The organism is Halalkalibacter wakoensis JCM 9140, from assembly GCF_000513095.1.
GTDB classification, from domain to species: Bacteria; Bacillota; Bacilli; order Bacillales; family Bacillaceae_D; genus Halalkalibacter; species Halalkalibacter wakoensis.
Window position 1 is genome coordinate 15603 of sequence record NZ_BAUT01000031.1, and the last position, 12369, is coordinate 27971.

General features: G+C 36.5%; 9 protein-coding genes and 1 pseudogene. 9 read left to right on the forward strand and 1 reads right to left on the reverse strand.

The genetic code is table 11. The features are described 5' to 3' along the window. The first annotated feature begins 9 nt into the window (after positions 1 to 9). On the forward strand, positions 10 to 831 hold the full coding sequence (locus tag JCM9140_RS12615; RefSeq protein WP_034746961.1) for a sulfite exporter TauE/SafE family protein: 822 nt from the start codon (positions 10 to 12) through the stop codon (positions 829 to 831). Between the two features lie 215 nt (positions 832 to 1046). Here the strand turns inward: JCM9140_RS12615 and JCM9140_RS12620 are convergent, their stop codons facing one another. After that, positions 1047 to 2348 (reverse strand): amidohydrolase family protein, encoded by a 1302-nt coding sequence (locus JCM9140_RS12620; protein ID WP_201769719.1) that lies wholly within the window; start codon positions 2346 to 2348, stop codon positions 1047 to 1049. A gap of 428 nt (positions 2349 to 2776) precedes the next feature. Between JCM9140_RS12620 and JCM9140_RS12625 the strand changes: the two genes are divergently transcribed. From JCM9140_RS12625 to JCM9140_RS23775, 8 genes and pseudogenes are all read left to right on the forward strand, one after another. Next, on the forward strand, positions 2777 to 3751 hold the full coding sequence (locus JCM9140_RS12625; RefSeq protein WP_034746964.1) for a sugar-binding protein: 975 nt from the start codon (positions 2777 to 2779) through the stop codon (positions 3749 to 3751). After that, the gene (locus tag JCM9140_RS12630) at positions 3741 to 5123 is read left to right on the forward strand and encodes a sensor histidine kinase (protein ID WP_052002245.1); all 1383 of its coding nucleotides are present in this window, start codon (positions 3741 to 3743) and stop codon (positions 5121 to 5123) included. Before JCM9140_RS12625 ends, JCM9140_RS12630 begins: the two co-directional genes overlap by 11 nt. A gap of 69 nt (positions 5124 to 5192) precedes the next feature. Next, positions 5193 to 6719 (forward strand): response regulator, encoded by a 1527-nt coding sequence (locus JCM9140_RS12635; RefSeq protein WP_034746967.1) that lies wholly within the window; start codon positions 5193 to 5195, stop codon positions 6717 to 6719. A gap of 314 nt (positions 6720 to 7033) precedes the next feature. Then, complete coding sequence (gene chvE / locus JCM9140_RS12640; protein ID WP_034746970.1) at positions 7034 to 8116, forward strand: multiple monosaccharide ABC transporter substrate-binding protein; 1083 nt, start codon at positions 7034 to 7036, stop codon at positions 8114 to 8116. A 158-nt stretch (positions 8117 to 8274) separates the two neighbouring features. Then, positions 8275 to 9799 (forward strand): annotated as a pseudogene (gene mmsA / locus JCM9140_RS12645) (multiple monosaccharide ABC transporter ATP-binding protein). A gap of 38 nt (positions 9800 to 9837) precedes the next feature. Continuing rightward, a complete protein-coding gene (mmsB, locus tag JCM9140_RS12650; RefSeq protein ID WP_201769720.1) occupies positions 9838 to 10968 on the forward strand; it encodes a multiple monosaccharide ABC transporter permease in 1131 nt (376 codons plus the stop codon). 185 nt (positions 10969 to 11153) lie between these two features. Beyond that, complete coding sequence (locus JCM9140_RS12655; protein WP_034746975.1) at positions 11154 to 11633, forward strand: YhcN/YlaJ family sporulation lipoprotein; 480 nt, start codon at positions 11154 to 11156, stop codon at positions 11631 to 11633. Between the two features lie 520 nt (positions 11634 to 12153). Further along, positions 12154 to 12306, forward strand: a complete 153-nt coding sequence (locus tag JCM9140_RS23775) for a hypothetical protein (RefSeq protein ID WP_156314868.1) — start codon at positions 12154 to 12156, stop codon at positions 12304 to 12306. Positions 12307 to 12369: the final 63 nt, after the last annotated feature.

The following is a 12369-nucleotide window of genomic DNA, read 5'->3' on the forward strand; positions in this document are numbered from 1 at the left end:
GAGAATCTCTTGCTTACACATGACAATAAACGAAAAAAATTCATACTGCAAGTGAGTTTGATTGGCCTTTTTGGAGGATTCTTCGGGGGACTTCTGGGGATTGGCGGTTCTTTTCTCGTTATTCCCTTTCTCATCGCTGTCTTTGGTCTTTCTCCACATAAGTCACATGCCACAGCACTTCCTGTTGCATTTGCTTCAGGTGTTGCCGCTTTAGGCTTTTATTTTTCATCTGGTCAGGTCGATGTCACGATTAGCATACAAGTGATGATTGGGTGTCTTGCGGGAGTGATTGCGGGAACACATTTAATGAAATATATCAAAGGACAAATGTTAAGTTTTCTTTTTGGTCTTTTTCTTTTATCATTAGCTGGTTTATATATGTTCCCTGTTTCTCCACTAGGTTCGATTGTTACATCAGGCGAATTGTCTACTCTTTTAATGGCTGTTGCTCTTGGTGTTATTGCAGGCCTTTCAAGTGGCTTATTTGGAGCAGGAGGAGGTACAATTTTGGTCCCAGGAACGGTTATCTTATTACAGGTAAGTGAGCATATGGGTCAGGGGATATCGTTACTTGCTATAATTCCAACAACGATCTTAGGCACATGGTTACAATACAAACAAGGTAACTTAGCTCTTGATATTGCCCCATTGTTGACAAGTACCGCTTTTATTGGTGGCTTAGCAGGAGGCTATATGGCGATTCTTACTCACGGAACCATTTTAAGATTGCTGATTGTTATGGCATTACTCTATATAGGAGTACAAAATGCGATCAAAAATTATCCATGGAGAAAAAAAGCCCCTTCAAGTCCGTTCTCTAAGGCAAATTAAGGAAAAAGATTTCCCCTTTTCAACTGTGAGAGGGGAATTTTCTTATACAAAGAAAAAAAGCAAGCATGCAACAGGTGAGTATTTATGCATGCTTGCTTTTTTTTATTTAGTACGATAAGATTCAAAAAGTTTTCGATGTTCCGTTGATGTGGGATGAAGTTTTTTAATCGGTGCTTGTTCAATCGCCTCATTTACACGCTTCGAAACCTCATGCATTAAGGCGCGTCCGTCCCAATCGATTGGCCACCCATTCCATAAACGAAGTTCCCTGCAACAAACACCCCTATGATTTGATCACGATTCCCAAAACGAGTAAGCTCCCAAATTAAATCACGAGATGGATGAAACTCAGGGGTATCCAAGTCAATAATGAGAAAATCGGCTTCTTTTCCAACCGCAATTTCACCCGTTATTTTTTCAAGGGAAATTGCTTCTGCTCCTCCAGTAGTGGCATGGTCAAACCAAGGCCAACCGCCGCCTGATGAAAAATCACCTACTTGAATTCCAAAAGCTAACCGTTGAGTTGCTTCAGCTGCATCCAGCAACCTGAATCCATCACTCCTTGTACTGTCTGTTCCAATTCCGAAACGAATTCCTTCTTCATGCATGTAGGTTGCCGGAGCGGTCGCATTGCCTTTCCACAATGTCGCAACAGGGTTATAAGCAATCGCTGTATCTGTTTCTTTTATTAGTTGTAATTCATGTGATGTTAATAACGTAGCATGAGCAATCAATGTATGAGGTCCTAGAGCTTCAACGGAATACAGATGCTCCAGTGGTCTCAGTCCACGATCAATTATTGATCGTTCAACGGCAGCGAGGTGTTCGTTCACATGCGTTTGAAACATCACACCAGCTTCATGACTTAAAGCAGCCACGCTATATAACATGTTATTAGAAGCAGCCTCTGGAATGGAAATGGCTAAAGAAGGGTGGATAAGGCCTCCGCTTGGCCAATTCGATAAATGAGACTCTGCCTGTTTTAGGATTTGTTTAGGATCTAATGTTGGAGCACCGCCTTGATCATTGCAAATCAAGCCAAGTACACAACGCAAGCCTGCATCTGTCACTGCTTGTGCCAAGGGGGCAAGATCTCCCTCTGCACGGGTTCCGGCATCGACTACGGTTGTAAAGCCTCCCCTAAGAGACTCAAGTGCTGCTAATTTTCCAGCTAGATACACAAGTTCTTCATTAAGAGAGCCTTCTAGCGGTACCCAGATTCGTTTAAAGATTTCAGAGGGTTCTCCAAATGCTAATGCTTTTCCAAAGGCTTGTGTAAGGTGATGGTGTGCATCGATAAAACCGGGCATCACCGCAGCTTTTGGAATAGGAATTTGTTTCGCATCTTGATAGCGAACTTGTAGTTCAGATGCAGGGCCAACATCAGCAAACTGTCCGTTCTCAACAAGCACAGCATAATTTGTCACAGGACCATGACGGAGAATGACATACTCTGGTAAAAGAAGCATCGGTTCGCTCGTAAAATCAGTTGGTTCAAGAAGCGTTCGAGAGGTCATAAAACCCCACCCTTTCTATACGAATAATCTATAACTTTAAAGTAACAGTGAGTGCTAAAGACGTCAATGAACTATGAAGTAACTGAGGACGAATGACGAAAATCAACTATAATTACCAGTTTTATACAATTATTTTTTGTAATTAACGTTTTCCTACGTACGTTATATGTGTGAAATAAAGTAAAACAAAAAAACAGAGGGTGAAGCTTTGCTCAATAAAATAAGACTCAGAGCATTTTTCCAGAAAGTCAATCACAATTTAATTAAAAAAATAAAAGGATGAAGCTGAATTACAAAGAAAAACAAAAAATAATCTCTATTCAAACAGAAGAATAATTATTTCATCACATATTTAAGCGCTTTCAATGTATAATGATAGAAAACTAGATAGTGTCTTATTACCTATAGAGAGAAAGAAGTGTTACACAATGAAACACAGTTACTATATTTATGGATTATTACTAACCATTACGGGTATTTCAGTGCTATTAACGTATCATTTTTTTATGCAAAGTTTAGACTTTGAGGTGCCGTTGAATGCAAGCGGAACAACACTTGATTCTGAGTATCATTTAGCTCTCATCGTACAGGAGAAGGAGACACCGTATTTACAAGAGTTATATTCAGGAGCTAATGACGCAGCTAAAGAAAATGGGATTACAATTGAATATATGGGTACGAAACAAACGAATATTAGCGATCATATCAAACTGATTGAAATGGCCATTGCTTCGAAAGTCGATGGCATCTTAACTCAAGGATTATCAAATGAATTTGAGCCAGTTCTCACGAAGGCGTTAGAAAAAGGAATTCCTGTTATCATTGTTGATTCGGATTTAGAGAACAATGAACTTGTAACTTATGTAGGGACAAACAATTATCAGGCTGGCTATGAGATGGGACGGGCCGTACTACATGAAACAATCGGGGAGACAAAGGTGGGTATTATTACGGGAAGTTTTATTCCGAATAATTTAAATGAAAGAGTTCAAGGTTTCATAGATGCAACAAGTCTTGAAGATAGAATTGAGGTTGTTTCAATTGAAAGCTCAAATCTAAGTAAAATTCAAGCTGCCGAAAAGACTTACCAAATGTTAAAGAACAATCCGGAAATTTCGATCTTATTAGGGACAAGTGCTCTTGATAGTTTAGGAATCGTAGAAGGAATACAAAAAGGCAATCCAACAACAGATATGAGCATTTACGCTTTTGATGCACTAGAAGAGACGATAGAATTCATAATTGCTGGTGACATTCATGCGACACTAAAACAAGAACCATATGAGATGGGGCACTTAGGAGTCAATTTATTAATCGACCGACTGGAAGGAAAAGAAATTTTAAAAGAATATCATACGTCCATTACTATTTTGACGAAAGAAGATGTAGTAGATGAGTACTAACCCAAGAATTAGGATGCCGATTCGAACCAAGTTACTGATTTATTTTGTTGTTCTCTTTATCGTTTTAAGCAGTTTATCCTTATTTATTTTTTATAACTATCATCAAACCGTAAAGCAATATGAACTGATACAAGAACGTTTTTTCTTATTAAATGATATTTCACAAAAATCAACACAAACGTACGAAGCAATGGACGCCTTTTTAAATAAAAAAATGACGAGTGATCAAGAATGGTATGAACATCATCGACAAGAACTACTTGATACAAAGCAACTTTTAAAAAACCATTTTTTGAATGAACATAATTATATTGATACTAGAAACTATCAAAACATGATTGAAAGTTTAGTAGAAGAAAGTGACAGCGCTGTTCAGGCTTTTTTAGCAGATGACATTGAGATGTACTCGGCAAAACAAAAAGAAGCTTTTATGTTAGTTGGCTTTATTCAGGATCAAACGTTGACGTTATTAAATAACGACTTATCAATGTTTAATACGTATTATGATGCTATAAACAAAAGGAATGATGCTTTAACATTAACCGTGTTGTTCATGTCTATTGCTACTTTTTCTTTTGGGATTTTTATTGCATATTTGTTTAGTAATAGCATTACATCCCCTATACACCAGCTTACAAGGACGGCCCGTGAAGTTGCCAATGGGAAGTTAGATGGACCTAAGCTTCCTGAATCAAATGATGAGATAGGATTTTTATCAAAATCATTTAATCAAATGAGAACAGATTTAATGTATTTTGTTAAACAAATAAAAAACAAATCAGAGCAAGATAAGTTATTAAAAGAGATGGAATTGAAAAGTTTGCAAAGTCAAATTAATCCTCACTTTTTATTTAATACACTAAATGCGATTTCCAAAAGTGCGTTAATTGAAGGCTCAGAGCACGTATTTAGATTGATTAATTCGTTAGCTAAGTTACTACGATATAACTTAGGTGTCATGGAGAAACCGGTAACGCTATTAGATGAATTAAGTGTCGTTCAGGAATATTTTTATATTCAAAAGACAAGGTTTGATGATCGCTTTGATTTTTCTGTGAATGTATCAGAAGAATGTCATACCTTAAAGATGCCAATTCTTACTTTACAACCTCTAGTTGAAAACGCATTTATTCATGGACTTGAACCATATGAACAAAAAGGTTTAATTGAAATTGAAGGCTATAGCGAAGGAGATCATATTGTTCTGAAAATAAGGGATAATGGGGTTGGAATGGACCAGGAAACGAGTGAAAGGATATTAGACAAATTATCTGAACGTTCCTCAAAAACTAGCGGGCATTCAACGGGATTGGGGTTAAAAATGTGCTTAGGAGGCTCGAGTTATTTTATCAAGGGAATGAATCGGTTGTGATTGATTCAGAGGTAGGGAAAGGTACAACAATCAAGTTAACATTACCAAAGAATTGGGAGGGAAGGCTGGATGTATAGAATTTTAATCGTAGATGATGAATCCATAGAGAGGAAAGGTCTTCGAAAAGTCATAACCGACGAATTTCCCAATGTCACAATTGAAGAAGCTGATAATGGTCGAACCGCTATATTAAAAGCAGAGGAATTTCGGCCGGATGTGATTTTTATGGATATTAAAATGCCAGGGATTGATGGAATTGAAGCATGTAGAGAGATTAAAAAATTGCATCCTTCCGTTCACATTATAATGGTTACAGCGTTTGATACATTTGAATACGCTCGGCAAGTGATGAAAATAGGAGTAAGGGATTATATTTTAAAACCGAGTACAAAAGAAGAGATTACCACTCCACTTAGAAAAGTGCTAACTGAAGTGGAACGAGAAAAAGAAAAAAGAAAAGAAGAAATTATTTTAAAGGATAATTACCGTCGTGCTTTATCGATTGTTCAATCAAAAGTGATCACAGCTATGTTAATGGAAGCTTCTTATGGGCAACATCTTGGGGATTTACAATTGGAACAAAATTTTCAAAGAGATAGTTTTGTGTTAGTTGTTGAAGCGAAGAAAAAACAAGGAGTGGTAGAACGTATAAATGTGCAGGAACTCATGAGCTATATACAAGCAGAGTTAGGGCATTTTTATCATCAATATTTTCTTGGAGAAGAGAATATGGGAAGGATTCCTGTCCTTGTTCAACTAACGGATCGAGAAAAAAATAAGGTTAGAGAGTATGCATTAAAAAGTGGACAAGAACTGATTAACAAAGGACGGTCTTTGTTTTCAAACGTGGAGTTATCTATTGGAATTGGAAGAGTGTATAACGAAGTTGAGAAGTTAGTGCAGTCGTACCATGAAGCGTTGTTTGCGTTATCAATGGCAAGAAGTGCTTACTCATGTAAGTATTACAATGATCACGTGGATAAAGCTGAGCATACTATGAGCTCTTATCCATACAAGCTAGAAAAAAAAGTACTTGAAACGGTAACCTCAGGGCAAACAGGAGATGTAGCATCTTATTTTCAACAGTATTTTGATGCCCTCATGTTATTCTGTGAAAAAAGCACGGATATTCTTGAGGAAAAATTATCTGAGTTTTTCATTCTGCTCAGTCGTCAAATCGCTGAAAGTGGTGTTTCCGTTTCCTTTGATCGACATCAGCTTGAAATGCAACCTGCGTCCTCAATTCAAAATAAACTAGTTGAGATCTCTCAGCACATTCATAAGATGTATCATTCACAAAATAAAGATGTGTTGGTTATGGCAAAAGAATATATTGATCAGCATTATAAGAAAGCAATCACGCTTGAAGAGGTAGCGGATGAAGTGAAACTAAGTCCACAATATTTCAGCAAAATCTTTAAATCCCGTGCAAATTGTTCGTTCATTGACTATTTGACAGAGATAAGAGTAGAAAAAGCGAAGGAGTTAATCCGTCTGCAGGAAAGTAGTGTAAAAGAAATCTGTTATGAAGTCGGCTACAAAGATCCTAATTATTTTAGTCGCGTCTTTAAAAATCAATACGGGCTTTTCTCCTAGTGAATACCGACATTCTCTCAATTAAATAGCAACAAGTTGTCAGTTAGATAAGAAACCATTAGTCTAAAGTCCTCCCATTAGGTGAGGGCTTTTTCTTTGAAAATTTGAAAAAAACAAACATAAAAATGCTAAATGGTTAAAAAAGTGCTAGTGAGAAAAGGAAACATGATTGGTTTTGACGTAAATGGAGAAATAAATTAAGAAGGACGTATTTAAGTGCTATATGTTTCAATGTTTTTAAGGGCGAATATGCATTATGATCATATTGTAAGCGTTATCAGAAAACGCATACAAAATAAAAGGGGGAAACAAAGATGAAGAGATTTGGAATGTTACTGATTGTTCTTATGCTTGCTGCAATTATGACAGCGTGTGGTGGCGGTAGTGAATCGGCCGGTGGAGAAGGTGGAGGAAGTGGCGAAGCTGGATTCGTTGGGGTATCGATGCCTTCGAAATCTCTTGAAAGATGGGTTCATGATGGAGATAACATGGTAAAAGAGCTTGAAGCTCTAGATTATAAAGTAGTCTTACAATATGCAGAAGATGTAGTAGAAACACAAGTATCTCAAATCGAAAACATGATTACACAAGGTGTTGATGTTCTTGTTATTGCGGCGATTGATGGAGAAGCATTAACAAATGTGTTACAAATGGCTGCAGATTCAGATATCCCAGTTATTGCCTATGACCGTTTAATTAGAGGGTCAGAGCATATTTCATACTATGCAACGTTCGATAACTTTAAAGTAGGACAAATTCAAGGAAACTACCTTGTTGAAGCTTTAGACTTAGAAAATGAAGCGGGCCCATTTAACATTGAGTTATTTGGTGGATCACCAGACGATAACAATGCATACTTCTTCTACGATGGTGCAATGTCTATATTACAACCTTACATTGACGAGGGTAAATTAGTTGTTAAGAGTGGTCAGGTAGGAATGGATAGAGTTTCGACATTAAACTGGAGTGCGGCTAACTCTCAATCTAGAATGGATAATTTATTAAGTACGTTCTATACAGATGAAGAAGTAGATGCAGTACTATCTCCAAATGATGGATTAGCAATTGGAATTATCTCTGCATTAAAGAACATTGGTTACACAGACCTACCAGTTATTACTGGTCAAGATGCTGAGTTACAATCCTTAAAAGCAATTATTGCTGGAGATCAGTCGATGACCGTATTTAAAGATACACGAGAGCTTGCTCAAAAGGTTGTAGAAATGGTATCTGCTATTCTTTCAGGTGAAGAGGCTGAAGTGAACGATACTGAAACATATGACAATGGTGTAATTGTTGTTCCTTCTTATTTACTTGAGCCGGTATATGTTGACGTTGATAACTATGAAGAAGTTATTCTTGGAAGCGGCTATTATACAGAAGATCAACTTCAATAATAAAAGTTCTTGAAAAAGAGGGTGTCTCAAACCCGGGTCAGCCCTTACTTGAGACACTCTCTTCCTACATTTATTTATGGTATATAACGAATCTAAGATTAGGAGTAAGTGGTAAGGAACTTCTACATCTTTAGGATAGAGGGTGTGGTGAAATGGCAATGCAATCGACCATTTTAGAAATGAAAAATATAACAAAGGAATTTCCAGGAGTGAAAGCTCTTGACACCGTTAATTTAAAAGTAGTAGAAGGGGAAATACATGCAATTTGCGGTGAGAACGGAGCTGGAAAGTCGACTTTAATGAAAGTGTTAAGTGGAGTTTATCCGCACGGTACGTATGAAGGAGATATTTTGTTTAAAGATCAAGTTTGTGAATTTAAAGACATTAAACAGAGTGAAAACTTGGGAATTGTTATTATTCACCAAGAACTTGCACTTATACCAGAGCTATCAATAGCTGAGAATATTTTTCTCGGTAATGAGCAAGCAAAAAAAGGAATTATAAATTGGAATGAAACAACAAGTAAGGCAAGAGAATTACTAGCAAAAGTAGGGTTAAAAGAGACACCCAACACGTTAATTAAAGATATTGGTGTAGGAAAGCAACAATTAGTTGAAATTGCCAAAAGCTTTATCTAAAAATGTGAAACTTCTAATTTTAGATGAACCAACTGCAGCTCTTAATGAAAATGATAGTGAAAATTTATTAGATCTATTGATGGAGCTACGTAGTCAAGGGATGTCATCTATTATTATCTCTCATAAATTAAATGAAATTAAGAAAGTGGCTAATTCCGTTACAATTATCCGGGATGGACAATCAATTGAGACATTGGACACAGCTGATATTACAGAAGACCGAATTATTAAAGGAATGGTAGGGCGTAGTTTAACAAACCGTTACCCAGACCATCAACCTAAAATTGGTGATACGTTTTTCGAGGTGAAAAATTGGAGTACGTATCATCCAGTCCAAAGTGATCGTCAAGTCGTCAAAGACGTTAACTTAACGATTCGAAGAGGAGAAATTGTTGGTATTGCTGGATTAATGGGCGCAGGTCGAACGGAGCTTGCCATGAGTATGTTTGGCAAATCGTACGGAAAGAAAACAACAGGTGAAATGATTAAGGAAGGAAAAAAACTTGATCTATCTAATGTGACCCAAGCAATTGAAGCAGGAATTGCTTATGTAAGTGAGGATCGGAAAGAGTACGGCTTAATTTTAATGGATGATATTAAACAAAATATCACTCTAGCAAATTTAAAAAAGATTACGAACAAAACGGTTTTGAATGAAAATGAAGAACATGTTGTAGCGGAAGAGTATCGAAAAAAAATGAACATCAAAACCCCTAGTGTAAAGCAGATTGTTGGGAATTTAAGTGGGGGCAATCAACAAAAAGTTGTATTAAGTAAATGGATGTTCTCAGAACCAGATTTACTTATTTTAGATGAACCAACGAGAGGAATCGACGTTGGGGCTAAATATGAAATTTATACAATCATGAATCAATTAGCTGATCAAGGAAAAGGGATTTTGGTCATTTCATCAGAACTACCAGAAATTATTGGTATGTGTGACAGAGTCTATGTCATGAATGAAGGCCGAATTACTGGAGAAGTAAACAGGTCTGAAGCAACGCAAGAAACACTGATGAAATATATGACGAAGAGCAGGGGGTAGTAAAAGTGAATACGATCACGAATCTATTTAAAAACAATATGAAACAATACAGCATGATTATTGCATTAGTCTTTATTGTTATTTTATTTCAGATTTTAACAGATGGTACCTTATTAAGACCTTTAAATATTACGAATCTTATATTACAAAATAGTTATATCTTAGTTTTGGCCATCGGAATGGTCCTCGTTATTATTACAGGTCATATTGATTTATCGGTTGGTTCCATCGCTGCATTTGTAGGGGCTATCTCGGCAATTCTAATGGTCAATTTACAGATGAATCCATTTTTAGCGATTATCGTCTGCTTACTTGTAGGTGCATTAATCGGAGCATGGCAAGGATTTTGGGTAGCTTATGTTGGTATTCCAGCATTCATTGTTACGTTGGCCGGAATGTTATTATTCAGAGGATTAACATTAGTCGTCTTACAAGGGCAATCCATTGCTCCATATCCTGCATCTTTCCAACAAATAAGCAATGGATTTATTCCTGATATTTTTGGTGGAGATGGCATTCATATTTTCTCCATTGTCATTGGTTTCATTTTCTCTTTGATTTTGATTGTAATGGAAATAAGAACGAGAAAAAACCAAGTGAAGTATCAATTTGATGTATTACCTCAAGGTTTGTTTGTTGCCAAATTAGTTGCTATATTCGCTGTAATTAACGTATTTACGTATGTATTAGCTACGTATAGAGGGATACCAAACATTCTTATCATTTTATTAGTACTTATTATTGGGTATACATTTGTGATGAAAAAGACGATTGTTGGTCGTCATATCTATGCGGTTGGAGGAAACTTAAAAGCTGCTTCTCTTTCTGGAGTGAAAACAAAACAAGTTACATTTGGTGTTTTTGTAAACATGGGTGTACTTTCTGCTTTATCTGGGCTTATTTTCGCAGCAAGACTTAATGCAGCGACACCAAGAGCTGGTAACTTATTTGAGTTAGATGCGATCGCAGCTGTATTCATCGGTGGTGCTTCAGCTTATGGTGGGGTAGGTACGGTCATTGGTGCCATCGTTGGTGGATTGGTAATGGGTGTTATGAATAATGGTATGTCCATTTTAGGTCTAGGCATTGACTGGCAACAAGCCATTAAAGGCTTAGTCTTATTAGCAGCAGTTGCTTTTGATATTGTGAATAAGAAAAAATCTTCATAATAAACTTAAATCATGAAAAAAGAGTTGGGACTGTTTCACTTTGTGAAATAGATCCAGCTCTTTTTCTGATATAAGGGTGAAAAAACGATTAGGTTTGCAAATTGAACCAAATTTGCTGAAATTCGGTTTAAAAGGAGTAATTTCTTCAAGTTGTAGCCATGATAAGGAATAAAAGGAGGATTCCAATGAATAAAATTATGATTTCATTAGCCACAGCAGCGGTCATTGCAAGTGGATTCTCAGTAAATGCTGCCACGGAAGAAACGATAAATTCTACAACTCAATTTGAAAACCTCAACACAAGTCAGCACTTTTACCATGCAGGTTATGAAGGAGAAACTGTACAAGAAATTATGGAGCAGTTGAACCAGATTGAAGGTGTGTACGATGGTCGAGTGATTGTTCATGATAATAATGTCGTAATTGGGCTTTCTTCACTTGAAAACAACGATGAAATACTAGCTGAAGTGGAGCAGATAACACGCAATATCGTTGATAGAGAATTTGTACGTGTAGTAACGGAGGAGCATGTTGTTGAACGCATTTATGCTCTAGATGATCGTCTTCGTACAGGGACACCTTTTGATACTGTAAGTGTCTATTTTAACGACATTTTAAGTGACTTAGCACATGAACGAATACGTCCAGCGGAACATTCGCGTTAAGCAATGTGTAAAAAAAGTGAAATTAGAAAAGCGAACAGTGTAATACTGTTCGCTTTTCTTTCGTATAAGAGGGCGACACGGCACTAACAAGTGTATTTTTTTCCTTATGTTCAATCAAATCAAACAAAAGAAATGTTTACTAACTTGTTAGAAGGGTACAGATTAGTAGTCACAAACAAAATTGCTGAAAAAATTAGAGGTAATGGGAAGGTGAACCTATTGCTGGTACATCCCTGGAATTCAAGTGAAGCATTTTGAATTTGGTGAAAGAGAAAAGGCATTGGATTGGATTCAGAAATAAATAGATAGGAAGAAGCGAACAGTGGTTGAGCTGTTCGCTTTTGATATTCAGAAGTCGGTGTGATAAACGTTGAAAACTAGGGGAGTAAAGGGTGTCAAGAAGTTATCTATCTATTGAAAATTTACTAATCACACTCCATTTCATACTCAGTTCACAATTAATTCCTATACTTACTTATAACAAAACAATATAAATTCTTCTAAAGGAGATGAGCTATTCTTGACTTTAAAAGGAATCCCTGTCAATCATGGAACAACCATTGTCTCAAAAATAAGTAAATCATCCAAACAGATAGTTGAAGAATTACGAAAAAAAAGCATAGATGCTGTTTTATGTAAAAGAAGAAGCGATGCATTTTGTTCTCAAAAATAATTGTGAATTTGACTAAAGTGGCATAGGTTAAATAAAGGTAGGAAAAAGGCCAACATGCATAGA

Excerpts from the sequence above, each read along its gene's own strand:
- JCM9140_RS12630 (WP_052002245.1), top strand. The coding sequence starts at position 3,741 with ATGAGTACTAACCCAAGAATTAGGATGCCGATTCGAACCAAGTTACTG.
- mmsB (WP_201769720.1), top strand. The coding sequence starts at position 9,838 with ATGAAACAATACAGCATGATTATTGCATTAGTCTTTATTGTTATTTTA.
- JCM9140_RS12625 (WP_034746964.1), top strand. The coding sequence starts at position 2,777 with ATGAAACACAGTTACTATATTTATGGATTATTACTAACCATTACGGGT.
- JCM9140_RS12635 (WP_034746967.1), top strand. The coding sequence starts at position 5,193 with ATGTATAGAATTTTAATCGTAGATGATGAATCCATAGAGAGGAAAGGT.
- JCM9140_RS12655 (WP_034746975.1), top strand. The coding sequence starts at position 11,154 with ATGAATAAAATTATGATTTCATTAGCCACAGCAGCGGTCATTGCAAGT.
- chvE (WP_034746970.1), top strand. The coding sequence starts at position 7,034 with ATGAAGAGATTTGGAATGTTACTGATTGTTCTTATGCTTGCTGCAATT.
- JCM9140_RS12620 (WP_201769719.1), bottom strand. The coding sequence starts at position 2,348 with ATGACCTCTCGAACGCTTCTTGAACCAACTGATTTTACGAGCGAACCG.